This window comes from Streptomyces sp. NPDC085944 (assembly GCF_040686295.1).
GTDB classification, from domain to species: Bacteria; Actinomycetota; Actinomycetes; order Streptomycetales; family Streptomycetaceae; genus Streptomyces; species Streptomyces salinarius.
The window spans coordinates 400029-424291 of record NZ_JBFBJX010000002.1 but is presented as its reverse complement, the minus strand read 5'-3'; the positions used below and the strand labels follow the sequence as shown (position 1 = coordinate 424291).

25 protein-coding genes are annotated in these 24263 nt (G+C 73.7%); 16 read left to right on the top strand and 9 right to left on the bottom strand.

Annotation, left to right across the window (positions count from 1 at the left end):
* The first annotated feature begins 105 nt into the window (after positions 1-105).
* The 3 genes from dhaK to AB0P07_RS05675 are packed head-to-tail and all read left to right on the top strand — an operon-like array spanning position 106 to position 2153.
* Positions 106-1098: a dihydroxyacetone kinase subunit DhaK gene (dhaK, locus tag AB0P07_RS05685; protein WP_365545537.1), complete on the top strand. Its 993-nt coding sequence runs from the start codon at positions 106-108 to the stop codon at positions 1096-1098.
* A gap of 49 nt (positions 1099-1147) precedes the next feature.
* The gene (dhaL, locus tag AB0P07_RS05680) at positions 1148-1747 is read left to right on the top strand and encodes a dihydroxyacetone kinase subunit DhaL (RefSeq protein WP_365545534.1); all 600 of its coding nucleotides are present in this window, start codon (positions 1148-1150) and stop codon (positions 1745-1747) included.
* The gene (locus AB0P07_RS05675) at positions 1740-2153 is read left to right on the top strand and encodes a PTS fructose transporter subunit IIA (RefSeq protein WP_365545531.1); all 414 of its coding nucleotides are present in this window, start codon (positions 1740-1742) and stop codon (positions 2151-2153) included. Before dhaL ends, AB0P07_RS05675 begins: the two co-directional genes overlap by 8 nt.
* 62 nt (positions 2154-2215) lie before the next feature.
* On the opposite strand, the gene AB0P07_RS05670 is transcribed toward AB0P07_RS05675, so the two are convergent.
* Positions 2216-3067 carry a glycoside hydrolase family 75 protein gene (locus AB0P07_RS05670; RefSeq protein WP_365545528.1) on the bottom strand — a complete coding sequence of 284 codons (852 nt, stop codon included), beginning with the start codon at positions 3065-3067 and terminating at the stop codon, positions 2216-2218.
* A 381-nt stretch (positions 3068-3448) separates the two neighbouring features.
* Here AB0P07_RS05670 and AB0P07_RS05665 point away from each other — a divergent pair, with 381 nt between their 5' ends.
* Together AB0P07_RS05665 and AB0P07_RS05660 are read left to right on the top strand one after the other, a co-directional pair.
* Positions 3449-4435, top strand: coding sequence for a fibronectin type III domain-containing protein (locus AB0P07_RS05665; protein WP_365545526.1), 987 nt, complete (start codon positions 3449-3451; stop codon positions 4433-4435).
* A gap of 171 nt (positions 4436-4606) precedes the next feature.
* The gene (locus AB0P07_RS05660) at positions 4607-5158 is read left to right on the top strand and encodes a hypothetical protein (protein WP_365545524.1); all 552 of its coding nucleotides are present in this window, start codon (positions 4607-4609) and stop codon (positions 5156-5158) included.
* A 42-nt stretch (positions 5159-5200) separates the two neighbouring features.
* Here AB0P07_RS05660 and AB0P07_RS05655 read toward each other — a convergent pair whose 3' ends face one another.
* The 4 genes from AB0P07_RS05655 to AB0P07_RS05640 all read right to left on the bottom strand — a co-directional run bounded on the left by AB0P07_RS05655 (position 5201) and on the right by AB0P07_RS05640 (position 9242).
* Positions 5201-5752, bottom strand: coding sequence for a PadR family transcriptional regulator (locus AB0P07_RS05655; RefSeq protein ID WP_365545521.1), 552 nt, complete (start codon positions 5750-5752; stop codon positions 5201-5203).
* A gap of 30 nt (positions 5753-5782) precedes the next feature.
* Positions 5783-7798, bottom strand: a complete 2016-nt coding sequence (locus tag AB0P07_RS05650) for an NADPH-dependent 2,4-dienoyl-CoA reductase (protein WP_365545518.1) — start codon at positions 7796-7798, stop codon at positions 5783-5785.
* Positions 7799-7909: 111 nt separating this feature from the next.
* On the bottom strand, positions 7910-8281 hold the full coding sequence (locus AB0P07_RS05645) for a hypothetical protein (protein WP_365545515.1): 372 nt from the start codon (positions 8279-8281) through the stop codon (positions 7910-7912).
* A gap of 76 nt (positions 8282-8357) precedes the next feature.
* Positions 8358-9242, bottom strand: a complete 885-nt coding sequence (locus AB0P07_RS05640; RefSeq protein ID WP_365545512.1) for a hypothetical protein — start codon at positions 9240-9242, stop codon at positions 8358-8360.
* Positions 9243-9496: 254 nt separating this feature from the next.
* On the opposite strand from AB0P07_RS05640, the gene AB0P07_RS05635 reads away from it, so the two are divergent.
* A complete protein-coding gene (locus AB0P07_RS05635) occupies positions 9497-11578 on the top strand; it encodes a SpoIIE family protein phosphatase (protein ID WP_365545509.1) in 2082 nt (693 codons plus the stop codon).
* A gap of 232 nt (positions 11579-11810) precedes the next feature.
* Here the strand turns inward: AB0P07_RS05635 and AB0P07_RS05630 are convergent, their stop codons facing one another.
* Entirely contained in the window at positions 11811-12647 is an 837-nt protein-coding gene (locus AB0P07_RS05630) for a putative protein N(5)-glutamine methyltransferase (protein WP_365545506.1), read from the bottom strand.
* Between the two features lie 260 nt (positions 12648-12907).
* Between AB0P07_RS05630 and AB0P07_RS05625 the strand changes: the two genes are divergently transcribed.
* The 6 genes from AB0P07_RS05625 (at position 12908) to AB0P07_RS05600 (ending at position 17575) form a co-directional block, all read left to right on the top strand.
* Complete coding sequence (locus AB0P07_RS05625; RefSeq protein ID WP_365545503.1) at positions 12908-13429, top strand: MarR family winged helix-turn-helix transcriptional regulator; 522 nt, start codon at positions 12908-12910, stop codon at positions 13427-13429.
* 65 nt (positions 13430-13494) lie between these two features.
* Positions 13495-14100, top strand: a complete 606-nt coding sequence (locus tag AB0P07_RS05620) for a sulfite oxidase-like oxidoreductase (protein WP_365545499.1) — start codon at positions 13495-13497, stop codon at positions 14098-14100.
* Positions 14093-14869: a ferredoxin reductase gene (locus tag AB0P07_RS05615; protein WP_365545496.1), complete on the top strand. Its 777-nt coding sequence runs from the start codon at positions 14093-14095 to the stop codon at positions 14867-14869. Before AB0P07_RS05620 ends, AB0P07_RS05615 begins: the two co-directional genes overlap by 8 nt.
* A 155-nt stretch (positions 14870-15024) precedes the next feature.
* Positions 15025-15609, top strand: a complete 585-nt coding sequence (locus tag AB0P07_RS05610; protein ID WP_365545493.1) for a hypothetical protein — start codon at positions 15025-15027, stop codon at positions 15607-15609.
* Between the two features lie 86 nt (positions 15610-15695).
* On the top strand, positions 15696-16664 hold the full coding sequence (locus AB0P07_RS05605) for an acetylxylan esterase (RefSeq protein WP_365545490.1): 969 nt from the start codon (positions 15696-15698) through the stop codon (positions 16662-16664).
* Positions 16665-16828: 164 nt separating this feature from the next.
* A complete protein-coding gene (locus tag AB0P07_RS05600; protein ID WP_365545487.1) occupies positions 16829-17575 on the top strand; it encodes a GntR family transcriptional regulator in 747 nt (248 codons plus the stop codon).
* 9 nt (positions 17576-17584) lie between these two features.
* Here AB0P07_RS05600 and AB0P07_RS05595 read toward each other — a convergent pair whose 3' ends face one another.
* Entirely contained in the window at positions 17585-18310 is a 726-nt protein-coding gene (locus tag AB0P07_RS05595) for a class I SAM-dependent methyltransferase (RefSeq protein ID WP_365545484.1), read from the bottom strand.
* Between the two features lie 4 nt (positions 18311-18314).
* Positions 18315-18902 (bottom strand): PadR family transcriptional regulator, encoded by a 588-nt coding sequence (locus tag AB0P07_RS05590; protein WP_365545481.1) that lies wholly within the window; start codon positions 18900-18902, stop codon positions 18315-18317.
* Positions 18903-18982: 80 nt separating this feature from the next.
* Here AB0P07_RS05590 and AB0P07_RS05585 point away from each other — a divergent pair, with 80 nt between their 5' ends.
* From AB0P07_RS05585 to AB0P07_RS05575, 3 genes are all read left to right on the top strand, one after another.
* Positions 18983-19393, top strand: coding sequence for a nuclear transport factor 2 family protein (locus AB0P07_RS05585; RefSeq protein WP_365545478.1), 411 nt, complete (start codon positions 18983-18985; stop codon positions 19391-19393).
* Positions 19394-19576: 183 nt separating this feature from the next.
* The gene (gene rho, locus AB0P07_RS05580) at positions 19577-20827 is read left to right on the top strand and encodes a transcription termination factor Rho (protein ID WP_365545874.1); all 1251 of its coding nucleotides are present in this window, start codon (positions 19577-19579) and stop codon (positions 20825-20827) included.
* Between the two features lie 116 nt (positions 20828-20943).
* Positions 20944-22116 carry a serine hydrolase gene (locus AB0P07_RS05575; RefSeq protein ID WP_365545475.1) on the top strand — a complete coding sequence of 391 codons (1173 nt, stop codon included), beginning with the start codon at positions 20944-20946 and terminating at the stop codon, positions 22114-22116.
* Between the two features lie 10 nt (positions 22117-22126).
* Here the strand turns inward: AB0P07_RS05575 and AB0P07_RS05570 are convergent, their stop codons facing one another.
* Entirely contained in the window at positions 22127-23059 is a 933-nt protein-coding gene (locus AB0P07_RS05570; RefSeq protein WP_365545472.1) for a glutaminase, read from the bottom strand.
* Positions 23060-23194: 135 nt separating this feature from the next.
* Here AB0P07_RS05570 and AB0P07_RS05565 point away from each other — a divergent pair, with 135 nt between their 5' ends.
* Entirely contained in the window at positions 23195-24253 is a 1059-nt protein-coding gene (locus tag AB0P07_RS05565) for an acyl-CoA desaturase (protein ID WP_365545469.1), read from the top strand.
* Positions 24254-24263 lie beyond the last annotated feature (10 nt).

Here is a 24263-nt window from a genome sequence, read left to right as displayed (position 1 = left end):
TGCGGCCCTCGATCGCATCGCCTCACGTGACCTTCACCGGTGCAGGACCGATACTGCCTCTGCGGGACTCGAAGGCCCAACCACCAACCTCGCCAGGAGATTCCCTTGAAAATGCTGATCAACGTCCCCGAGACCGTCGTCGCGGACGCGCTGCGCGGGATGGCGGCCGCCCATCCCGAGTTGACCGTGGATGTCGAGAACAGGGTGATCGTGCGGCGCGACGCCCCCGTGGCCGGGCAGGTCGCGCTGGTGTCGGGGGGTGGTTCCGGGCACGAGCCGCTGCACGGCGGGTTCGTGGGTCCCGGAATGCTGTCGGCGGCGTGTCCGGGTGAGGTGTTCACCTCGCCGGTGCCGGACCAGATGGTGCGGGCCGCGGCGGCCGTGGACAGCGGGGCCGGCGTGCTCTTCGTCGTCAAGAACTACACCGGTGACGTGCTGAACTTCGACATGGCCGCCGAACTGGCCGAGGACGAGGGCATCCAGGTCGCGAAGGTGCTGGTCAACGACGACGTGGCGGTGACGGACAGTCTCTACACCGCCGGCCGGCGCGGCACGGGGGCGACCCTGTTCGTGGAGAAGATCGCCGGGGCGGCGGCGCGGGAGGGACGGCCGCTGGAGCAGGTGGAGGCGATCGCCCGCCGGGTCAACGACAGCTCGCGCAGTTTCGGGATCGCGCTCAGCGCCGTCACGACGCCGGCCAAGGGGAGCCCCACGTTCGACCTCCCCGTCGGCGAGCTGGAGCTGGGCATCGGCATCCACGGGGAGCCCGGCCGGGAGCGGCGGCCCATGATGACGTCGGGCGAGATCGCCGAGGCCGCCGTCGACGCGGTGCTGACCGACCTCGGCCCGCGCAACCCCGTCCTGGTCCTGGTCAACGGCATGGGCGCGACGCCCCTGCTGGAGCTGTACGGCTTCAACGCGGAGGTGCAGCGGGTACTCGGCGAGCGGGGCGTGGCCGTCGCCCGCACCCTGGTCGGCAACTACGTCACCTCCCTCGACATGGCCGGCGCCTCGGTCACCCTGTGCGAGACCGACGAGGAACTGCTCGGACTGTGGGACGCGCCGGTCAGCACCCCGGGTCTGCGGTGGGGCATGTGACGGCGAACGGGGGAAGAATCGCGACGTACCTACCAGGCAAGGAGATCCCGTGCTCGACGCCGACTTCTTCCGCCGTTGGATGACGGCGACCACCGCACTGGTCGACCGTGAGGCGGAACGGCTCACCGCTCTCGACTCACCCATCGGCGACGCCGACCACGGCAGCAACCTGCAGCGCGGATTCACGGCCGTGGCCGCCGCGCTGGACAAGGACGCACCCGACACTCCCGGCGCCGTCCTGGTCCTCGCCGGACGGCAGCTCATCTCCACGGTCGGCGGCGCCTCGGGGCCGCTGTACGGGACGCTGCTGCGCCGTACGGGCAAGGCACTCGGGGACACCGCCGAGGTGAGTGCGGAGCAGCTGGCCGAGGCGCTGCGGGCGGGAGTGGACGCCGTCCGGACGCTCGGCGGTGCCGCGCCGGGCGACAAGACCATGGTCGACGCCCTGGTGCCCGCCGTGGACGCCCTGGGCGACTCGTTCGCCGCGGCCGGCACCGCTGCCGCGGAGGGGGCCGAGGCGACCACGCCGTTGCAGGCCCGCAAGGGCAGGGCAAGCTATCTGGGCGAGCGCAGCATCGGTCACCAGGACCCGGGGGCGACCTCCTCCGCGCTGCTCTTCGAGGCGCTGAGGGAGACGGCCGGTGAGTGACGAGCAGCAGCTGGTGGGGATCGTGCTGGTCTCCCACAGCGCCGAGGTGGCCGCCTCCGTGGCGGAGCTGGCGAAGGCCCTGTCGGGCGGCGCCGGGGCGGTCGCCGTCGCCCCCGCGGGCGGTACCGCCGCCGGCGAGTTCGGCACCAGTTCGGAACTGGTCGCGTCCGCCGCCGCGTCGGTGGACCGGGGCGCGGGGGTCGCCGTCCTCACCGATCTCGGCAGTGCGGTCCTCACCGTCAAGGCGCTGCTCGCCGAGGGCGACGAACTCCCGGACAACACCCGTCTGGTGGACGCGCCCTTCGTCGAGGGCGCGGTGGCGGCGGTCGTCACGGCCTCGACGGGCGCCGATCTCGCGGCCGTGGAGGCGGCGGCCGCGGAGGCGTACTCGTACCGGAAGACCTGAGCGGACGGTCCGAGCGGCCTCCCGGCCGGCTCCGGGTCGTCCCCCGGCCGTCTCCGGGCCGCTCAGCCCCCGTCCACGAACCTGCGCGCCAGCCGCTCCCCCGCCTTCCCGGCCGCGGCCGCGTCCTCGATGGGCCGCACCTCGGTGTCCTTGAAGACGATGTAGGTCACGTCGGAGGCCACCCCCCCGCCCGCCGGGTCCGCCGGGATGCCGAGGGAGCGTGCGGCGGCGTAGGAGGCCTCGCCGATGAGGTCGGTGGGGCCCACGTCGCCGACGACGGCGTACCGCACCCGGTCCCCGTGGACCAGCGCCGCGAGCGATCCGCCGCGGACGTCGTCCTCCCCGGGGTCCCAGGTGTCGCCGGGGCCGGGCACGACCACGTAGGGCAGGCGCTCGGCGTCCAGCGGGCGGCCGTCCGACTCCGTGTAGGCGGTGGCGGGGGTGAAGTGCGGGTCGGTCCGGCCGTTGCACCGGTCGCCGGGCCGGCCGTCGCAGTCGACGTCGAGGTCGGCCTTCCAGTACACGGCGTCCCGGGTGTCGCAGACCGGGATGTCCGCCGGTGCTCCGGCGTCGCTGCGGTATCGCCCGCGCGAGACGGGGTCGCAGTCCCGCACCCTGGCCAGCAGCTCGGCGGCGCGCACGGGACGGTCGCCCCCGGTCCGCTCCCCACGGCCACCGGTCCCGGAGTCCGGCCGGGCCGTCGAGGAACGTGCGGGCTGCACGGCCGGGACGTGGGGAAGGGGGCCGACCCGGACCCCGGACCGGTCCGCCCGCAGCGGCACGGCCCGGCCCGGGGCGCCGGACAGCAGGATCCGCGCCGGGTCGGGCAGTGGCGCGGGCGGTGCGTCGGGGAACGTCGACGGGGCGAGCAGGGCGGCGCTGGCCGCGACCAGTGTCAGCGACTGGACACGCACGATGTGGCCTCTCCTCGGGGGCATGGGCAGCACTCGGCCCCATCTGTCCCCGAAACGCTCGCGCGAGCACCTTTCGCAGGGCCAGACGGTGCACACGCGCCGGCCGGCCGGTGTGGGGAGGGAGCGGTCGACGGGGGCGGGCGGGCCGGGCCCGTTCCGGCTCCGGCCCGTCCGGCCGCCCGCGCCGGCGCGGGGCCAGCGACGACAGCGGTCCACGCGCCATCGGCCCGAACCGCCTGCCGCACACGGGGAGTTCGGCCGTGAGGAGACTCGGCACACGTAACCCGTCCGAGTGACCGTGCCCCGTGACCCTCTTGATGTGGCCGCGTCACAGGCGTCATATTGGTCCGGACCATTGCCGGTTGGTGGGGAGGCGGAGCCGTGCGAGACGTTCCCGTTGCCGCTCTCGCGCGCCGGTGCGCCCCGCTCTGCGGGGCGCTCGTCCTGCTCACGTCCTGCGGCTGGGGCGCGGGCGGGGACCACACGGACGGCACTGGGCTGCCCGGGGTGCCCACGGGCGTCACCGCGCAGGCCGGCAGCGCGACGACCGTGCACGTGATGTGGAACGCGGTCGAGGATGTCGAGACCTACGAGGTGTACCGGGGCAATTCGCTGGTGAGGGAGGTTCCGGCGGCCGAGCGGATGGTGGACGTCACGCGGCTGCGCCCTTCGACGGCGTACGCGTTCACCGTGCGGGTGCGGGACGCCGACGGGCGGCTCGGGCCGCGCAGCCGGGAGGTGCGGGCGACCACTCCGGCCGCGGTGGCCGACGAGTCCGCTCCGACCCGCCCCGGGGACGTGCACGGCCGTGCGGTGGGCAGCCGGGCGGTCCAGCTCGGCTGGTCGGCCGCGAAGGACGACCGCGACGTCGTGTCGTACGACGTCTACCAGGGCGACGCCAAGGTGCACAGTGTCGGTGGTGGCCAGACGGCGGCCGTCGTCACGGGGCTGCGGCCGGGCACCCGTTACGCGTTCACCGTCCGGGCACGGGACGCGGCCGACAACGTCTCCCCCGCGAGCGCCGCCGTCCGGCTCACCACCCGGGGCACCGACGACGGGCACGCCACCGCGCCCACGGAGCTGCGCGCCGCCTCCCACCGGGCCGACGGGGCCTATTACCTCGACCTCTCCTGGGTCCCGCCGCGCACCGACCCTCCGGTGACCGAGTACCAGCTCCACCTGGACGGCCGTGCGGCGACCTCCTTGGTCTACGGTGCCGACGCGCCGCGCGACCGCGCCGAGTACAGCTTCTACGCCGGACGCGAGGCCGGGGTCACCCACCGGGTCCGGATCCGGGCGAGGCTGGCCGACGGCACCTGGGGCGGGTTCTCGGCGGAGCGGAAGGTGACCACGGGCGCGGGTCGGTGACGCCCGGCCGGTGCGGCGTTCGGGCGGGGCGGTGAACGCGTCACCTGGGCGGTCGCGCTCCGCATGCGGGCGCGGCCCGCGCGCTGTTGGCTGCCAGCGGGGGCACGGGCGTTCCCGATCCCGGCGGCGCAAGGGATGTACCGCCGACCGTGCCGCCGGAGGGCAGTCCACATGCGCATCTCATCGCCACTTCTCCGCTCCGGTGCGACCGTGGCAGCCGTCGCCGCGCTGCCCGTCGCCCTGGCCGCAGGACCGGCCCTGGCGGGCCCGGGGATCTCCGTGAGCACCACCGGGACCACGGTGTCGGTCAAGACCACGGCCTGCGCCCAGCTCAACGGCAGTTGGGGCACCGCGTCGCTGCTCACCAGCAGCCAACGGGATTTCGCCCAGGGGCGTCAGGTGGCGCTGTCCGGCAGCGCTTCGGGGCAGTCCGCGGCCTGGTCGGGCATCACGCCGGGCACGTACACGGTGATCGTCATGTGCTCGAACAACAGCACCGCCGGCACCCAGACGGTCATCGTCTCCTCGGCGCCCTCCCCCTCGCCCAGCCGTTCCGCCGCTCCCTCCCCGTCCGCGACGCCGGGCGGTGTCATGGGCGGTCTGGGCGGGGCCGTCCAGGACTACGGCACGGCCACCCTGGTGGCGGGCGGCGCCTTGGTGGGCACCGGAGTCATCGCCGCGGCCTGGTTCCTGCGCCGCCGCTCGAAGCCGTACCGCTTCTGAGGGACACGCCGCACGGCGCACGCCGCGCGGAGGCCGGCCCGGTCAGGCCGGTTCGTCGCCCGGCAGCTCGGCGAACTCCGCCAGTGCGTGCCGGAGCCACTGGGTCCAGAACGTCTCCAGGTCGATGCCGGCCCGCAGCACCAGGTGGCGCAGCCGGTTCTCGGTGCTGTCCCGGCCGGGCGGGAAGTCCCGCTTCTCGATCTCCTCGTACCCGGCCAACTGCCTCTCGTGCAGCTCCAGATGCCGGCGCAGGTCCGCCTCGAGACCGGCGGTGCCGACCACGGCGGCGGCGCGCAGCCGCAGCAGCATCGTGTCCCGCAGGGGCCTCGGGTCGTGCGGGGCGGCGGTCCAGCGGGCCAGTTCGGCGCGGCCCGCGGGCAGGACCTCGTAGGACTTCTTCTGCCCGCGGGCCGGCTGCCGGCCGGGCAGGGCGCGGATCAGGCCCTCGGCCTCCAGTTTTCCCAGCTCGCGATAGATCTGCTGGTGCGTGGCCGACCAGAAGTAGCCGATCGACCGGTCGAACCGGCGGGTCAGCTCCAGCCCGGACGACGGCTTTTCGACCAGGGCGGTGAGGATCGCGTGCGGGAGGGACATGGGCTCATCCTAGGGACGGCCCATCCGCCCCTACAGCGCCGCCGCCAGTTCGGTGCCCTGCTTGACGGCGCGCTTGGCGTCCAGTTCGGCGGCCACGTCGGCGCCGCCGATGAGGTGGGCGCCGACACCGGCGGCGACCAGGTCGTCGTACAGGCTCCGGCTGGGCTCCTGGCCGGTGCACAGGACGACCGTGTCGACCTCCAGGAGCGTGGACTCGCCGTCGACGGTGATGTGCAGTCCGGCGTCGTCGATCCGGTCGTAGCGGACGCCCGGGACCATGGTGACGCCGCGCTGCTTCAGCTCGGTGCGGTGGATCCAGCCGGTGGTCCTGCCGAGTCCGGCGCCGACCTTGGTGGTCTTGCGCTGGAGCAGGTGGACGGTGCGCGGCGGGGCCGGGCGCTCGGGCGAGGCGAGGCCGCCGGGGGCGCGGTAGCCGGTGTCGACGCCCCAGAGGCGGAAGTACGTCTCGGGGTCCTCGTGCGCCTTGTCGCCGCCGTCGGTGAGGTATTCGGCGACGTCGAAGCCGATGCCGCCCGCGCCGAGGATCGCGACGCGCTCGCCGACGGGGGCGCCGTCGCGCAGGACGTCGAGGTAGCCGACGACGGACGGGTGGTCGACGCCGGGGATGTCGGGCGTGCGGGGGGTGACGCCGGTGGCGACGACGACCTCGTCGTGGCCGGTGAGGTCGTCGGCGCCGACGCGGGTGTTCAGGCGTACGTCCACGCCGTGGGCCGCGAGCTGGGTGCGGAAGTAGCGCAGCGTCTCGTCGAACTCCTGCTTGCCGGGGACCTTGCGGGCGACGTTGAGCTGTCCGCCGATCTCTCCCGCGGCGTCGAACAGGGTGACCTCGTGGCCGCGTTCGGCGGCGCTCACCGCGCAGGCCAGTCCGGCCGGTCCGGCGCCGACGACGGCGACGCGCTTGCGCAGCCGGGTCGGGGCCAGGACCAACTCGGTCTCGTGGCAGGCGCGCGGGTTGACCAGGCAGGAGGTGATCTGCCCGCTGAAGGTGTGGTCCAGGCAGGCCTGGTTGCAGCCGATGCAGGTGTTGATGGCCTCGGGACGGCCGGCCGCGGCCTTGGCGACGAAGTCGGGATCGGCGAGCATCGGGCGGGCCATCGAGACCATGTCGGCGGTGCCCTCGGCGAGCAACTGTTCGGCGACTTCGGGGGTGTTGATGCGGTTGGTGGTGACCAGCGGGACGGACACCTCGCCCATGAGGCGCTTGGTCACCCAGGTGTAGGCGCCGCGCGGCACGGAGGTGGCGATGGTGGGGATGCGCGCCTCGTGCCAGCCGATGCCGGTGTTGACGATCGTGGCTCCGGCGGCCTCGACGGCCCTGGCGAGGGTGATCACCTCGTCCAGGGTGGAGCCGCCGGGCACCAGGTCGAGCATGGACAGGCGGTAGACGACGATGAAGTCCTCACCGACCGCCTCGCGCACCCGGCGGACGATCTCGACGGGGAAGCGCATCCGGTTCTCGTACGAGCCGCCCCAGCGGTCGGTGCGGTGATTGGTCCGGGCGGCGATGAACTCGTTGATCAGGTAGCCCTCGGAGCCCATGATCTCGACGCCGTCGTACCCGGCCTCGCGGGCGAGGCGGGCGGTGCGCACGTAGTCGTCGATGGTGCGCTCGACCTCGGCGTCGGTCAGCTCGCGCGGCACGTGCGGGCTGATCGGGGCCTGGAGCGCGCTCGGGGCGACCAGGTCGAGGTGGTAGGCGTAGCGGCCGAAGTGCAGGATCTGCAGGGCGATGCGGCCGCCCTCGCGGTGCACGGCGTCGGTGACGACCCGGTGCCGCTCGGCCTCCGCGTCGGTGGTGAGCTTGGCGCCGCCCTCGTACGGGCGGCCCTCGTCGTTGGGGGCTATGCCGCCGGTGACGATCAGGCCGACTCCGCCGCGGGCCCGGGCGGCGTAGAAGGCGGCCATGCGCTCGAACCCGCGCTCGGCCTCTTCCAGACCGACGTGCATGGAGCCCATCAGGACCCGGTTGGGCAGCGTGGTGAAGCCCAGGTCGAGCGGGCTCAGCAGGTGCGGGTAACGGCTCATCGGGCCCTCCGTGCGCGGTGTGGTGCCTCTGTTGTAGAGGACCGCCACCCTATTTTGCAACTAGTTGCATAACGGGGTGGCGCACACCTCACCGCACGCGGCCAGACCGGGTCAGCGGCTTTCGAGCCGTACGTGCAGCTCCCGCTCCTGGTCCCCGGAGGCCGTGCTCAGGTCCTGCACGGTGAACAGGGAGTCCAGGGTGGTGCGGAACCGCTCGATCGCCCAGTAGCCGCCCTGCACGTCGGCCTCCACGGACGCACCGAGCCGGGCGGGGTCGCACCGGCCGCCCCGGGCGTCGGCCACGTCGAAGGTGCCGAGCCATACGGTCGGGCGCACCTCGTGGTACTCCCGGGTCACGTCGCCCGCGTGCCGGTCGGAGGAGAAGCACGCGCACAAGGTGTCGAACACGGTCCGGGCGTCTTCCTTGCTGCATCCGCTCAGCTCCACCGAGACGGACTCCGGATGCAGTCGCTCACCGTTCATCGTGATCGCTCCCTCTCGTCGGCACGGCCGATACCACCAGAAAAGCACCACCCGCCGCCCGGCGCGAGGGACCGGGTCAGTCGAGGGTGAGCCGGTACGTCTTGCTGTCCGTCAGCACGCAGAAACCGGGCGACACGACGATCACGCGCAGGGTGCCGGTACGCCGGTCGTAGTCGACGCCCTCCGCCTCGAAGGAACCCGAGCAGGCGCTGCGCAGGGGCAGCTGCCGCAGGACGGTGACGTGTCCGGTGACGTCGGCGGCGCCGGTCGGCGGCGCCGACAGGTCGATCCGCAGCAGTGGTTTGGTGATGCCGAACAGCGTGCCCTCCGGGTCGTCGGAGGAGCAGAGCAGTGTGGTGGCGTCCAGGAAGTCGCAGCCCTGGACGTCGCGCACGGCATGGTCGAGGTGGACGGTGGCCGCCTGCGGGAGGTTCGCCGAGGGCGAGGTGGCGGGGTTGACGCCGGGGGTCGGGAAGACCAGGAGCCGGTTCATGGTGCCCCACTCACCCGCCAGCATCCACTGGCCGTCGGGCGAGATCGCGGACCACGAGTTGTTCCGCGCCTCCCCGGCGCTCAGCGTGTGCACGTACTCCGACCAGCCGCCGTCCGGCGCCTGCACGCGGAACATCTTCGTGTTCCCGTCGTCGCGCTGGTACGGCTCGATGTAGTGACCGTCGTAGGCGGCGTCGGGGTCGCCGACGTGGTTCCAGCCCCGGATGCTCAGGCCGAGCGGGATGGTGCCGATGCCGGTGTAGCGGTTGGGGCTGCCCGCCGGGACCTCGACCGAGGCCAGGCCCTGGCTCTCGGTCAACGGGTCGGCGCGGTCGGAGCCCACCTCGGTCCAGGTGCTGCCGACCGCGGGAGCGGCCGCGTGCGACGGACCGGCGAGGCCGAGGGAGAGGGCCAGGACGGCGAGTCCCGTCAGGGCGGCGTGACAACGTTGCCGGGCGCTCAGGGTCATGGAGGCTCCTCGGTGGGGTCGGCCGGGGCGGCACGGGCGGGGCTGCGGCGCTCGGAGCACAGTCTGGACGGCCCGCACGGTCATGTACAGACCAACTCCGGACGCCTTCGTGCGGCGCTCCCCGTCCCGCGGGGAGATGCTGGGGGAGACGGCGGCGCCCCGCAGAACCGGCTCCGGCCGCGGTGGAACGCGGTACAACAAGGGAGTCGGCGCCGAAGGGCGTGCCGCGTCGGACGGTGAAGGCGGGGCGCGGGATGAGCGCAGCGGGGTCTGCCGGGTTCGAGGGCGAGCCGTCGCCTCGCGGACCCGTGCGGCCCAGTGGACTGCTCGACCTGCTGAACGTGGCCTCGATCGTGCTGGACTCCGAGGGCCGGATCGTCCTGTGGAGCCCGCAGGCCGAGGAGCTGTTCGGGTACTCGGCGCCGGAGGCCCTGGGGCGGTACGCCGCCCGCATCATGGTCCACGAGCGCCACCTCGACCTGGTCGTCAAGCTGTTCGGCGACGTCATGAAGACCGGCCGGAGCTGGGCCGGCGCCTTCCCCGTCCGGCACAAGGACGGCAGCACCCGTCTGGTCGAGTTCCGCAACATGCGGCTGCTGGACGACCGCGGGGACGTCTACGCCCTCGGGCTCGCGGCCGACCAGTCGATGGTGCGCCGGCTGGAGCGGGACGTGGCCCTGTCCACGCGGGTCATCATGCAGTCCCCGATCGGCCTGGCCGTCCTGGACACGGAGCTGCGGTACGTGTCGGTCAACCCGGCCCTGGAGCAGCTCAACGGCATCCCCGCCGAGGAGCACCTCGGCCGGACGATGCGCGAGCTGCTGCCGCAGGTCGACGCCGACCCGCTGGAGGCGGCGGCACGCGAGGTGCTGGAGACCGGGCGGCCGGTCGTCGACCGGCCCGCGACCGGGCGGACCCCCGCCGACCCGGACGAGGAGCACACCTGGTCGGTGTCGCTGTACCGGCTGGAGGACGCCCTGGGTGCCGTACTGGGCGTGGCGGTCTCGATCGTCGACGTCACCGAGCAGTACCGGACGGCCGCCGAGGCCGAGGGCGCCCGGCGCCGGCTGGCCGCGGTGGCGGACGCCTCCGCCCGGATCGGGACCACCCTGCGCCTGGACCGCACCGCGTACGAGCTGGCCGACGTGGCCGTGCCCGGTCTCGCCGACATCGCGGCCGTGGACCTGCTGGACGCCGTGGTGGCGGGCCGGCGCAGCACGCTGGGGCCGGCCGAGCCCGCGGTGATCAGGGCGCTGGCCGTGCGGGCCGACGACGCCCACGACGCGCTGCGGGCGGCCGACCGGCCCGGCGAGGTCGCCCGGTACGGACCGGACCGCCTGGTCACCGAGTGCGTGCGCACCGGCCGGCCGGTGATGGTGGCGCGGGTGACGCGCGAGGACCTGGGGCGCATCGCCCGCTCCCCTCGGGCGGCCGAGTTGCTGGGCCGGGCGGGGGTGCACTCCTACCTGGCCGTGCCGCTGACCGCCCGGGGCGAGGTGCTGGGCGCCCTGGACCTGAAGCGGGCCGCCAATCCCCTGCCGTTCGGCGAGGACGACCTGCTGCTGGCCCGGGAGCTGGCCGCGCGGGCGGCGCTGCAGATCGACAACGCCCGCTGGTACCAGAACGCCCGCGACACCGCGCTCACCCTCCAGCGCAGCCTGCTGCCGAGCCACCCGCCGGTGACGGGCGGGCTCGAGGTCGCCTCCCGCTACCAGCCGGCCGGGGGCACCAGTGAGGTAGGCGGCGACTGGTTCGACGTGATCGAGCTGGCGGACGGCAGGACCGCGCTGGTGGTGGGCGACGTGATGGGCAGCGGTATCGCGGCGGCGGCCTCCATGGGGCGGCTGCGCACCGCGACGAACACCCTGGCCGCCCTGGAACTGGACCCGGCGCAGCTGCTCGGGCATCTGGAGCGGACCACGGCGGGCCTGGACCAGGCCATCGCCACCTGCCTGTACGCCGTGCACGATCCGCACCGGCGGCAGTGCCGGATCGCCAACGCGGGGCATCTTCCCCCGGTCCGGCTGCGGGCCGGCCGGCCGCCCGAGCTGCTCGACCTGCCCACCGGGGTGCCGCTCGGGGTGGGCGGCGTCGCCTTCTCCACCACCACCGTCGGCCTGGAGCCGGGCGACCGGCTGGTGTTCTACACCGACGGTCTGGTCGAGACCCGCCGGCATCCGCTGGACGAACGGCTGGACGCGCTCCTCGCGCTGCTGGAGGGCCCGGACCGCCCGCTGGAGGAGGTCTGCGACCTGCTGCTGCGCACCCTGCACGAACCGGAGAACTCCGACGACGTGGCCCTGCTCATCGCGCGGGCCACGCCACTGGTGCCGTAGGCCCCGGCGACGCCATGCACGGTCCCCACTGCCGCAAGGGCGTGGGAGGTGCCCCCGCTCGCCGCACGGGGCGCCGACCGCGTACAACCAGTACGTCGGTCGACGCCCGGCACTCCCCCAGCCTCCGGCCCCGGGGAAGCCCCGAAGCACGCACCTCACGCCGCCGGGGCCCGCCCTTCGGGCTGACGACGGGCCTGCGACGGCAGGACCTGACGGTACGGGGAGTGGGCGGTCAGTTGCTGACGCCGGTCACGACGTGGGCGTACAGGTCCTCGCAGACCGAGAGGCGGGGGGTCAGCCCGGCCCTGGTGAAGGCGTCGACGGCGTCGGCCGCCTGGCGTTCGCTCGTCTCGACGAGCAGGCAGCCGCCCGGGGCGAGCCAGTCCGGCGCCGCGGCCGCGACCCTGCGCAGCACGTCGAGGCCGTCACCGCCGCCGTCGAGGGCGACCAGCGGTTCGTGCTCGCGGGCCTCGGCGGGCAGCAGGGCGACCTCATCGGTGGGGACGTACGGCACGTTGGCCGCGAGGATGTCCACCCGGCCGCGCAGCGCTTCGGGCAGCGCGTCGAACAGGTCACCGGCGTACACCCGGCCGCCCGCGTCGGCGAGGTTGCCGCGGGCGCAGTCCACGGCAACCGGGTCGACGTCGGCGGCGTGCACCTCGGGCCGGTCGAGTGCGGCGGCCAGGGCCGCGCCGACGGCGCCCGACCCGCAGCACAGGTCGACGACGACGTTCGCGTGCGGCGCGTGGGCCAGGGCCTCGGACACCAGGAACTCGGTGCGTCGGCGGGGCACGAAGACACCGGGGGCGACGGCGATGCGCAGACCGCGGAACTCGGCCCAGCCCACGACGAGTTCCAGGGGCAGGCCGCTGACACGGCGCTCGACCAGCGCGGTGAGTTCCGCGGCGGTGCGGGCCGCGTCCAGGATGAGGGCGGCCTCGTCCTCGGCGAAGACGCAGCCGGCGGCGCGCAGCGCGGCCACGACGGCGTCACGCGACAAGAGCGCCTTCGGGAACGCCGTGAGGGCGCCGGGAGAGGACGGGGGCGGGGCGGGGAAGGAGGAGGGCATGGAAGCCGAGAGCCTTTCGGGAACCGAAGGGCGCTCTCCCGGTCACTCGTTTCCGGTGACCGTACTGCGGTGAGGTGAGAGCACCCGGGCCGACACAGCGGTAATCGGTCTCACCTCCCAGACGTCCGGCGGCCGGGGCGGTCCGCGGCCGCCGGTCACATTACCGCAATGATCAGCCGCCGTGGCTTCCCGGACGCGGCTGATTTCACGCGACCCGCCGACTGAGTTGTAGTCTGCAACCAGCGACGCGAGGAGGATCCGTGACCGCTGCCGAGACACCGGACGAGACGACCGCCGTCCTCGACCCGACTCCCGCGGACGCGGCCGTGGAGAGCATCCACCGTGAGCTGACGGCCTTCGCCCGCCGGGCCAGGGCCTCGGCGGGGCGCATGCATCCGCAGCTGTCGCTGGTGTCGTACACGCTGCTCGGGCATCTGGAGGAGCGGGACGGCCGCCGGGCCACCGATCTGGCCGCCCACTACGCACTGGACAAGTCCACCGTCAGCCGCCAGGTGTCCGCGCTGCAGCGCGCGGGGCTGATCGAGCGGCGGGTCGACCCGGAGGACCACCGCGTGCAGGTCCTGCACCTGACGGAGTCGGGGCGGCACATCCTGGGCGAGGTCACCGAGAGCCGCCGGGCCGCCTTCCGGGAGCGGCTCGCCGGCTGGCCCGAGCAGGACCTGCTCCGCTTCGCGGCGTATCTGGAGCGGTACAACGCGTGGCCGGGCGGGGCACCGGACGAGGAGCGTGACCGTCCGGCGCTCCGGGGCACGTACCGTTGACGGGTACGCACTGATCACGCCGGCCGCGGGCGGAGCGCCCCGGCGGCCCGAAAGGCACCCACCGCATGAACACCACCCGAGGCTTCACCGGGCGCCGGCGCGCCGCCCGGCCGGGGCTGCCGCCCGGCCAGTACGACGCGGGCGACGACTGGCCCGTGCTGTCCGCCGAGGTCACGCCCGAGATCGCGCCCGCCGACTGGACGTTCCGGGTGGGTGGTCTGGTGGCCGGGCCCCGTACCTGGGACCTGGCCGCCGCGCGCCGGCTGCCGGCGTCCGAGTACGCGGGCGACATCCACTGCGTCACCGGCTGGTCGAAGTTCGGGGTGCGGTTCGGGGGTGTGTCCCTGGACGCCTTCCTGGACGCGTCGGGTCCGCTGCCGTCCGCCACGCACGCCGTCGCCCACGCGCACACCGGCTACACCGCGAACCTGCCGCTGGCCGACCTCACCGGCGGACGGGCCTGGATCGTGTGGGAGTACGACGGGCGGCCGCTCGCCCCTGAGCACGGCGGTCCGGCCCGGCTGGTGGTCCCGCACCTGTACTTCTGGAAGAGCGTCAAGTGGATCGCGGGTCTCGAGCTCCTCGACCACGACGAGCCGGGCTTCTGGGAGCGGAACGGCTACCACGCGCGCGGCAACCCCTGGGAGGAGCAGCGGTACTCCGGTGACTGAGACAGCGACGCACACGGCAGGGGCCTTCACTCCCCCGACGCGGTTCGCCGTGCCCGGGCGCATCGAGGTGAACGGCGAGGTGGCCGGGGCGTGGCGGACGGCCGTGCTCACGGAGATCCGACGTGAGACGCCCCGCGCGTCGACGTTCCGGCTGGCCGTGCCCGGCTGGGCGGGCCACCTGCCCGGTCAGCACCTGATGCTGCGGCTCACCGCCGAGGACGGCTACCGGGCACAGCGCCACTACTCGCTGGCCTCCGCGCCGGACGACTCCGGGCACATCGAGCTGACCCTCGACCGGGTGCCCGACGGGGAGGTGTCCGGCTGGTTCCACACGGTGGCGCGGCCCGGCGACGAGATCGAGGTCCGCGGCCCGCTCAGCGGCTTCTTCGCCTGGCCGGGCGACCGGCCCGCCCTGCTCCTCGGCGCCGGCTCCGGGGTCGTCCCGCTGATGTCGATGGTGCGGCACCACCGGGCGCGGGGCCTGACGGTGCCGCTGCGCCTCCTCGTGTCGGCGCGCGGCCCCGAGGAGCTGATCTACGCCCGTGAGTACGGCGCGGAGACGACGCCCGTGTTCACCCGTACCGCGCCGGCCGGCACACCCGTGGGCCGGCTGGCACGCGCGCACCTGGCACCGCTGCTGGCCGAGCCGCCCGCCGGCGGCTGGGAGGCCTACGTGTGCGGATCGAACGCGTTCGCGGAGCACGCGTCGCGGCTGCTGGTGGCCGCCGGGCAGCCGGTGGACCGGATCCGGATCGAACGCTTCGGCTGATCCGGCCCGCATCGTGAGCGAGGCCCGCCGGACTGGGTACCAGTCCAGAGCGGGCACTCGCACACGTGGCGCGACACGAAGGCGCGGCGGCCCTGCCCGCACTCGCCCGGCCGTCCGTCCGCTCCTCCGGTCGCGGTGATCGCGGGGAGGTCGACATGCGAACACGGGTACGCGGCTGGCGCTGGCGGCGCAATCCGCTGCGGCGGCGGTGCGACGTCGTCGAGGCCTGGACCCGGGTTGTCGTCGCCCTCCTGCTGGTCGTGGGCGCACCGCTGCTCGGCGCGGCCACCGCCTGGTGGGGCTACGGACAGGCCCAGGCGATCGTGGCCGAACAGCGGGCCGAGCGGCACCAGGTCCGCGCCACGGTGGTCGACCGCGCGCCCGGCTCCCTGCCGACGGGGCAGCTCGGCGGGCAGCACTCGTACCGCGCCACCGTCCACTGGAAGACACCGGACGGCACGGAGAAGAGCACCACGGCTGCGGTGCCGGCCGGCGCCCGCAACGGTGACACCGTCGACGTGTGGCTGGACTCGCACGGTCAGCGCGTTCCGCCGCCGTCGGACGGTGCCGAGATCTGGCAGCACAGCGCCACCGTCGGCTCGTTCACGGCCCTCGGGACGGCGCTCACGGTGCTGCTCGCGCACCGCACCGTGCGCGCGTTGACCCTGCGGCACCGCATGGCGGAGTGGGACCGGGACTGGGCGCTCACCGAGCCGCAGTGGACCCATCGCCGGGCCTGACGGCCGGACCTGGCGGGTTCTTCGGCCGCCCACGTACGGTGTGATCATCCGTACGGTCTGCCACATCCCCGCAAAGGCGGTTTTCGATGGCCCTGTTCGACCTTCCGCTCGACGAACTCCAGGCGTACCGCAGTGCGTCGGCCGAGCCCGAGGACTTCGACGCGTTCTGGAGCAAGACCCTCGCCCAGGCCCGGGAGTACGAGCTGGACGCGCGCTTCGAACCGGTCGACACGGGACTGTCCACGGTGCGGGTGTACGACGTGACGTTCGCCGGGTTCGGCGGTCACCCGGTGAAGGGGTGGCTGACCCTGCCGGCCGCGGCGGCCGAGCCGCTGCCGCTGGTGGTGGAGTTCGTGGGGTACGGAGGCGGGCGCGGGCTGCCGCACGAGCACCTGCTGTGGGCGTCCACCGGCCGTGCCCACTTCGTGATGGACACCCGCGGCCAGGGCAGCGCCTGGGGCGGCGGTGGCGGGACCCCGGACCCCGTCGGCGGCACGCCCGCCTACCCGGGCTTCATGACCCGCGGCCTGGACGCTCCGGAGAACTACTACTACCGCCGGGTCTTCACCGACGCCGTGCGCGCGGTCGAGGCGGCCCGCTCCCACCCCCTGGCCGACTCGTCCCGCACGGTGGCGCTGGGCGGAAGCCAGGGCGGCGGCATCACGATAGCGGTGGGCGGTCTGGTGCCGGATCTGGTCGCCGTCGCGCCCGACGTGCCGTTCCTGTGCGACTTCCCGCGCGCGACCACCCTCACCGACCGGCACCCCTACCGGGAGATAGGCCTGTATCTGAAGACGCACCGCGGCCGGACCGGGGACGCGCTGCGCACGCTGTCGTACTTCGACGGCGTGCACTTCGCGGCGCGGGGCCGGACGCCGGCCCTGTTCTCGGCCGCCCTGGAGGACCAGACCTGCCCGCCGTCGACCGTTTTCGCCGCGTTCAACGCCTGGACGCACGAGGACAAGAGGATCGAGGTGTACGACTTCAACGACCACGAGGGCGGCGGGCCGTTCCAGGAGGCCGCCAAGCTGCGCTGGCTGAGCTCGTACACCTGAGGTCCGGGGCCGGTGACCGTCGTGCGCGGGCGGCGACCGGCGGCCGTGGGTGGTGTTTCGGCCGAACCGGCGGTCCGGCCTTCCCAGCTGGTTTAGACCAATGGTAATTCTGGTGGCGCACCGAGCCCACGCGGCTACCGTACGTCATCAACAGGAGGCGCGGCATGGCCCGCACCACCCCCCGCGACCAGTCCACCGCCGACACCCGGCCGCCCCTGTACCGACGGGTGGCGGACCAGTTGCTCGCCGAGCTGCGGGACGGCACCGTCCCACCGGGTGAACGGCTGCCCGGCGAGCGCCGGCTGGCGGAGCACTTCGGGGTCAGCCGGGAGACCGTGCGCCAGGCACTGGACGTGCTGCGCCGGGACGGTCTGCTCAGCACCGACCGGCGAGGCAGTCACGTCGCCCTGCCGGGACCGCCGGCCGGAAGTCCGGCACCCCTCGTCTTCCCGGTGGGCGCCCGGTCGGCGGAGCCCCGCACCGGCGACCGGGCCACCGTCGTGTGGGGGGCGCCGCCGCCGGAACACGCCGCGGCGCTGGGGCTGGTGCCGGGCCGGCCGACCCTGGTGCACCGCTACACGTCGGCGGCGGCCGGCCAAAGCGGCCGGCGGACGGCCGTGACATCGTTTTCCGCGGTGGCGCTCGCCGAGGTCGAGGAGCTGGCCCGCTACCGCGACCGCGCCGACGGTGTCGCCTGCGCGCAGCTGCGGCGGACCTACGACTGGATGCGCCGGGCCGGCCTGACGCTGCATCACCGGGACACCATCACCCTCCAGCCCGACACCGCGTCGGTCCGGGTCGTGCGGCGGGTGCACGACCAGTACGCGCGACCGCTCGAGATCACGGACCTCCTGGTGGACACCCGGCAGGACGCCCTGGTCTACGAGTTCACCCTGCCCGCGGCCGGCTGACCCGGCCGGCTACGCGAGGCGCCGGGCCACGACCAGCCGGGCCCGCGGGCTGCCGTCGGGGCGGTGCCCGAACTCCGGCAGTGCGTGCAGGTCCGCCCGGAACCCGGCGCGGGACAACTCGCGGCCCACGTCCCCGAGCCGGAAGGTCCGGTAGTACATGACGAACGGCGGCCGCCACAACGCGTTGCGCACCCGCATCGCCGCGTCGAAGCCGAGCAGCGTCCAGTACCCCGCGGAGCCGGGCCGCGGCGGGGCGGCGACGGGGAAGGCGAAGCAGCCGTTCGGTCGGAGCACGGAACGCACCTGACCGAACAGGCCCGGCAGTTCGCGGGGCAGGAAGTGACCGAACGCCCCGAAGCTCACCACGAGGTCGAAGGCGGGGCCGAACGGCAGGGCGCGGGCGTCCGCGCGCACCCAGGAGACCGCCGGGCCCGGCGGCGGGACGCGGCGGCGCGCGACCTCCAGCATGCCCGCGCTGAAGTCGACCCCCGTCACGCTCCGACGGCACACCCGGGCCAGGACCCCCACGCCCGCGCCGGTGCCGCAGCACAGGTCGAGTCCGGCGGGGAAGGGCCCCATCGGCTCCAGCGCGCGGGCCACGGCATCCAGCACCCGGTCCGGTGTCCGGTACGGGGTGTGGTCGAACTTCGGGGCGAGCAGGTCGTAGCCCCGCTCGACCGACGACAGCGCCTGGACGGCGAGTTCGCGCAGGGTGGGGCCCTCGGAGCTGAACATCAGGTCACCCTAGGGGCTGTCCGGCGGGCCCCGCGGGAGCGCGGCGCTCGTCGAGCACGGTGAGCACGCGCTCGCACCAGCGGGCGTTCTCCCGCTCGAACGCGATCCCGGCGGCCAGGGTGAGGTAGGGGCCGACGCGGTCGGCCTCCCGGAGGTGCTCCTCCTCGGTGCGGCCGTCCAGGAGGCGTTCCCGCACCCGTTCGTAGCGGGCGAGTTTGCCCAGCGCCCAGGCCCTGCGCTCCTCGACCAGCTCGCGGACGGCCCGGGGGTCGACGCCGTCCATGGCCTGCATCTTGATCAGGAACTCGTCGCGGATGGCGGTGGGCCGCCGGGTCGGCTCGGCGGCGAACGCGTCCAGCTGCCCCCGGCCGGCCGCGGTGAGCGAGAACAGCCGCTTGGTGGGCCTGCGTTCCTGCGGCACGGTCCGGGCCTCGATGAGTCCGTCGCCCGCGAGGCGCTCCAGCTCCCGGTAGAGCTGCTGCGGTGTGGCGGGCCAGAAGTTGGCGAGCGACACGTCGAAGATCTTGGACAGCTCGTAGCCCGAGGCCTCGCCCTCCAGGAGGGCGGCCAGGACGGCGTACTTGAGAGACATGTCGACACGCTAGCAAGCACGGATCACGACGACTACTCTACTCCACACCTATTCAAATAATTCAGTATGAAGGAGTGGCGATGCGGGCTTTCCGCGAGGCGGTCGAGGCACACGACCTGGACGCCGTCGAAGCACTGCTGGCCGACGACGTGGTCTTCTCCAGCCCCGTCGTCTTCAAGCCCTATCGGGGCAGGGCGATCACGGCGGCGATCCTGCGCGCGGTGGAGCGCGTCTTCGAGGACTTCCGCTACGAACGCGTCATCGGTGAGGCGGGCGGCCGCGACCACGCCCTGCTCTTCGCGGCGCGGGTGGGGGACCGCGAGATCAGCGGCTGCGACTTCCTGCGCCTCGACACGTCCGGCCGGATCGCCGAACTGACGGTGATGGTGCGTCCTCTGTCGGGTGCGCACGCCCTTCAAGCGGCCATGGCCGCCCAGTTCGAGCGGATCGCGAAGGAGGCGGAGGAGGTTCGGGAGCGTTCGGCCGGCTGAGCCGGCACGGCATGCGCGGAAGGAAGAGGAGATGTCGTGGTAGGGTGACGGCAGCACTTGCGTACGCCCCCCTGGTTCGGGGCGCCGGTGCGAGTTTCCCTTCGGTTCGCGGACCTGCCCGTCCTGATGCGACCGGCGCGTCCGCTTCTCGGCACAACCTCGTGAGCAGGGCTTTCGCTCCTGCTGGATCCCAGGTGCCGTTCCGCCGCCCGGAGGCGTGTCGTTTCCGACCCCTCGCGGCTCCCCCCTTCCTTCCGCATGTCCCATGCCCGTGTCCTCGAAAGGACCGACCACATGACCACCACACTCGAACATCCCCCCGTACAGCAGTCTCCGGCCGAGATCGCGAGCGGTGTCCTCGACATCGAGGCGGGCGGCAAGGGTCGCCTGCGGGGCGAAAGCCTGCGGCCCGGACCCTCCGACCTCGCCCTCTCCCCCGCCCTCATCCGCCGGCACGGGTTGCGCAGGGGCGACCTCGTCGAGGGCGTGCGCGGCGACCGGCACACCCTGACCGAGGTCGTCCGCGTCAACGGGCGTACGCCCGACCGGCACGGCCACCGACGGCACTTCGCTGACCTGACCCCGCTGCACCCGCACGAGCGGCTGCGGCTGGAACACCCGGCGGCCGGCCTCACCGGACGCGTCACCGACCTGATGGCCCCGGTCGGCAAGGGGCAGCGCGGCCTGATCGTCGCTCCGCCGAAGACCGGCAAGACCGTCCTCCTGCAGCAGATCGCCGCCGCCGTGGCCGGCAACCACCCCGAGGCCCGGCTGATGGTGGTGCTGCTCGACGAACGGCCCGAGGAGGTCACCGACATGCGGCGCTCGGTGCGCGGGGACGTGTATGCCTCGACCTTCGACCAGGGCGCCAAGCAGCACATCGCGCTCGCCGAGTTGGTGATCGAGCGGGCCAAGCGGCTCGTCGAGGGCGGTGAGGACGTCGTGATCCTCCTCGACTCCCTCACCCGGCTGTGCAGGGCGCACAACAACGCCGCCTCGTCCGGCGGCCGCACCCTCAGCGGCGGTGTCGACGCGGGGGCGCTGCTGGGTCCCAAGCGGTTCTTCGGCGCCGCCCGCAAGGCGGAGGAGGGCGGTTCCCTCACCATCCTCGCCACCGCCCTGGTCGAGACCGGCTCGCGCGCCGACGACTTCTACTTCGAGGAACTCAAGAGCACCGGCAACATGGAACTGCGGCTGAGCCGGGAACTGGCCTCCCGCCGCGTCTACCCGGCCGTGGACCTGACCGGCTCCGGCACCCGGCGCGAGGAACTCCTGCTGTCCGCCGCCGAGACGACCGCCGTGCGCGGGCTGCGGCGGGCCCTGGGGACGCGGGACGGGCAGCCGGGCCTGGAGACCCTGCTGGAGCGGCTGCGCCGCACACCGGACAACGCGACGTTCCTGCGGCAGGTACAGCCGACACTGCCCGCGGACTGACCCCTCCCACCGACGGCACGCACCGATACGCACTCCGTTGCGGCATCCGGGTGCTTGCGGGCGCGACCCGGCCCGGTCAGCGTGGCGGTTCGGGGGGCCATTCCTACGTTTACGGTATGACTATCGGATTCTCATCCCGGACGGCTCGGTCCGCCTGCATGCTCTGTCTGGCTGGGCTGCTGACCCTCATGCCGGCCGCCGCGGCCGCCCGTGCGGGACGGCCGGAACCCGGGCCGCCCGGTGGTGCGACGGACCGGCCGTCGTCGCTGTACCGCTCCGGCACCCAGGTCCGGCCGCACCCCGGAGCTCCCCGGGTTCCCGATGTCTCCGCCCTGTCCTGGGTCGTGGCCGACGCAGGCACGGGCGACGTGCTGGCGGCGAACGACGCGCACCGCAAGCTGCCCCCGGCCAGCACCCTCAAGACCCTGTTCGCCCTCACGGTGCTGCCGGTCCTGCCGGGGGGCCTCCACCACGAGGTCAGTCCCGAGGACCTGTCCGGCATCGGTCCGGGCAGCAGCCTGGTCGGGGTCGTCGAGGGCGAGACGTACCGCGTCTCCGACCTGTGGAACGGCGTCTTCCTCAACTCCGGGAACGACGCCGTGCACGTCCTCGCCGCGCTCACCGGCGGCTGGAGTGCCACGGCCGCCCGGATGCAGGCGAAGGCCCGCGCGCTCGGCGCCCGCGACACCCACGTCCGTTCCCCCGACGGGTACGACGCGCCCGGGCAGGTTTCGTCGGCGTACGACCTCGCCGTCTTCGGCCGGGCGGGGCTGCGCCGGCCCGACTTCGCGCGGTACTGCGCCAAGGTCGACGCGATGTTCCCCGGCCGCGACGGGAGTTCGTACGGGATCATGAACACCAACCGGCTGCTCACCGGGGCCGGCGGCGTGGAGCGGTATCCAGGGCTGATCGGCGTCAAGAACGGCTACACCAGCAACGCCGGCAACACGCTCATCGCCGCCGCCCGGCGCGACGGACGGGCCCTGGTCGTCACGGTGATGAACCCTCAGGACGGCGGCGGCCACGCCGTCTACGAGGAGGCCCGTGCCCTGCTCGACTGGGGCTTCGAGGCGGACGGGGAGGTCGATCCGGTGGGCTCGCTGGTCCCCGAGGGGTCCCGGCCCCGCCAGGGACCGCAGACGGTGCCCGCGGCGGCGACCGCGGCCAAGCCGGCCGAGGACGAGCCGGGCTGGCCGAAGGCCGGCGCGATCCTGGGCGTGGCGGCGCTCGGCGCGGGCGTCACGGCACTCGCCCTGCGGCTCAAGCTCGTGCGGGACGACGGGAGTTGACCGGGGCGGTTCAGAACACCGACAGTCCGGTCAGCGTGGTGAAGCGGTCCAGGGCGGCCACCCCGGCCACCGAGTTGCCCCGCTCGTCCAGGCCGGGGCTCCACACGCACAGCGTGCAGTGGCCCGGTACGACCGCGATGATGCCGCCGCCCACCCCGCTCTTGCCCGGCAGGCCCACCCGGTGCGCGAAGTCGCCGGCGGCGTCGTAGGTCCCGCAGGTCAGCATCACCGCGTTGATCTGCTTGGCCCTGCTGCGGCTCAGCAGCCGGGTGCCGTCGGCGCGGATGCCGTGCCGGGCCAGGAAACCCGTCGCCAGGGCCAGGTCGGCGCAGGAAGCGGCGACGGAGCACTGGCGGAAGTACTGGTCCAGGAGCACCGGTACGGGGTTGTCGACGTTGCCGTAGGACGCCATGAAGTGCGCCAGCGCCGCGTTCCGGTCGCCGTGCGCGGCCTCGGAGGCGGCGACCTCCTCGTCGTGGGCGAGGTCCGGGTTGCCGCTCTCGGCGCGCAGGAACGCGAGCAGTTCGCCGGCCGCGTCGCCGGTCCGGGTGTGCAGCCGGTCGGTGACGACGAGGGCGCCCGCGTTGATGAACGGGTTGCGCGGGATGCCGTTCTCGTACTCCAGCTGCACCAGGGAGTTGAACGGGTTGCCGGACGGCTCGCGGCCCACGTGCTCCCAGAGGGCGTCGCCCTCCCTGGCCAGGTCGAGGGCGAGGGTGAAGACCTTGGTGATGGACTGCGCGGAGAACGGCTCCCGCCAGTCCCCCACCCCGTACACCGTGCCGTCCGGCTCGGCGACGGCCATGCCGAAGCGGCGCGGGTCGCGGGCGGCGAGCGCGGGGATGTAGTCGGCGGGCCGGCCACTGCCCGGGGTGCGCTCGATCTCCTCGGCGATGCGCTCCAGGACCGGACGGAAGGTCGTCGGTGTGCTCATGATCGCCATTCTCCCTCCGGGCCGGACCCGGCGGCGGGAGGCCTACGGTGGGTGGACCCCCGCACTTGGGGTGGTGCTGGCCTCACCCCGTTTCGGGGGCGGACGTCATTCTGCGCCCGGCGAGCCGTTCACATACTCAAGTACATGGTCGATTCAACGGTGCTCGTCGAGAGCCTGCCCACGGGCGCACAGGAGAAGAGTCGCGACAAGGGAAGCGACTTTTCCGAACTCTCCCGGCGCATAGCCGACGCGGGGCTGCTCCGGCGCCGCCCGCTGTACTACACGGTCCGTTTCGGCGCCGTCGCCCTCGCGCTCGCGGGCGGTGTCGCCGCGTTCGTCGCCCTGGGGGACAGCTGGAGCCAGCTCTTCGTCGCGGTCGGGCTCGCCGTCGTCTTCGGCCAGCTGGGACTGGCGGCCCACGACCTGGCCCACCGGCAGGTCTTCTCGCGCCGGCGCCCCAGCGAGGCGGGCGGCCTGCTCGCGGCCAACCTGCTGCTCGGCATGAGCTACGGCTGGTGGATGAACAAGCACACCCGCCACCACGCCAATCCCAACCACGAGGAGAAGGACCCGGACGTCTCGCCCGACATCCTGGTGTGGTCGCGGGGCCAGGCGAGCAGGGCGACCGGGCTTCCGCGCTTCGTCGGCAAGCACCAGGCCGCCCTGTTCTTCCCGCTGCTGACGCTGGAAGGCCTCAACCTGAGCTTCAACAGCTTCAAGGCGCTGGGCAGCCGGGCCGTGAAGCGGCCGGTCCTGGAGGGCACGCTGCTCGTCGCCCACTTCGCCGTGTACTTCGGCGGACTGTTCACGCTCCTCTCCCCGGGCAGGGCGCTCGTCTTCCTCGCGGTGCACCAGGGTCTGTTCGGGATCTATCTGGGCTCGGTCTTCGCGCCGAACCACAAGGGCATGCCGATGATCGAGGAGGGCACGCGGCTGGACTTCCTGCGCCGTCAGGTCCTGACCTCCCGCAACGTGCGGGGCGGTGTGCTCGTCGACGCCTTCATGGGCGGCCTCAACTACCAGATCGAGCACCACCTCTTCCCCAGCATGCCGACCCCCGCGCTCGGCCGGGCCCAGGCCCTCACCGAGGCGTACTGCGCCGAACTGGGCGTGCCGTACCACCAGACGGGGCTGCTGGCCTCGCACCGCGAGGCCCTGCGGCACATGAGGAGCGTCGGGGAGCCACTGCGCGCCGCACGCTGAGCCGCGGTCG

Coding starts and splice junctions, on each gene's coding strand:
- AB0P07_RS05660 (WP_365545524.1), top strand. CDS start 4,607: ATGCGCATCTCATCGCCACTTCTCCGCTCCGGTGCGACCGTGGCAGCC.
- AB0P07_RS05655 (WP_365545521.1), bottom strand. CDS start 5,752: ATGTCCCTCCCGCACGCGATCCTCACCGCCCTGGTCGAAAAGCCGTCG.
- AB0P07_RS05650 (WP_365545518.1), bottom strand. CDS start 7,798: ATGAGCCGTTACCCGCACCTGCTGAGCCCGCTCGACCTGGGCTTCACC.
- AB0P07_RS05645 (WP_365545515.1), bottom strand. CDS start 8,281: ATGAACGGTGAGCGACTGCATCCGGAGTCCGTCTCGGTGGAGCTGAGC.
- AB0P07_RS05640 (WP_365545512.1), bottom strand. CDS start 9,242: ATGACCCTGAGCGCCCGGCAACGTTGTCACGCCGCCCTGACGGGACTC.
- AB0P07_RS05635 (WP_365545509.1), top strand. CDS start 9,497: ATGAGCGCAGCGGGGTCTGCCGGGTTCGAGGGCGAGCCGTCGCCTCGC.
- AB0P07_RS05630 (WP_365545506.1), bottom strand. CDS start 12,647: ATGCCCTCCTCCTTCCCCGCCCCGCCCCCGTCCTCTCCCGGCGCCCTC.
- AB0P07_RS05620 (WP_365545499.1), top strand. CDS start 13,495: ATGAACACCACCCGAGGCTTCACCGGGCGCCGGCGCGCCGCCCGGCCG.
- AB0P07_RS05610 (WP_365545493.1), top strand. CDS start 15,025: ATGCGAACACGGGTACGCGGCTGGCGCTGGCGGCGCAATCCGCTGCGG.
- AB0P07_RS05605 (WP_365545490.1), top strand. CDS start 15,696: ATGGCCCTGTTCGACCTTCCGCTCGACGAACTCCAGGCGTACCGCAGT.
- AB0P07_RS05600 (WP_365545487.1), top strand. CDS start 16,829: ATGGCCCGCACCACCCCCCGCGACCAGTCCACCGCCGACACCCGGCCG.
- AB0P07_RS05595 (WP_365545484.1), bottom strand. CDS start 18,310: ATGTTCAGCTCCGAGGGCCCCACCCTGCGCGAACTCGCCGTCCAGGCG.
- AB0P07_RS05590 (WP_365545481.1), bottom strand. CDS start 18,902: ATGTCTCTCAAGTACGCCGTCCTGGCCGCCCTCCTGGAGGGCGAGGCC.
- AB0P07_RS05585 (WP_365545478.1), top strand. CDS start 18,983: ATGCGGGCTTTCCGCGAGGCGGTCGAGGCACACGACCTGGACGCCGTC.
- AB0P07_RS05575 (WP_365545475.1), top strand. CDS start 20,944: ATGACTATCGGATTCTCATCCCGGACGGCTCGGTCCGCCTGCATGCTC.
- AB0P07_RS05570 (WP_365545472.1), bottom strand. CDS start 23,059: ATGGCGATCATGAGCACACCGACGACCTTCCGTCCGGTCCTGGAGCGC.
- AB0P07_RS05565 (WP_365545469.1), top strand. CDS start 23,195: ATGGTCGATTCAACGGTGCTCGTCGAGAGCCTGCCCACGGGCGCACAG.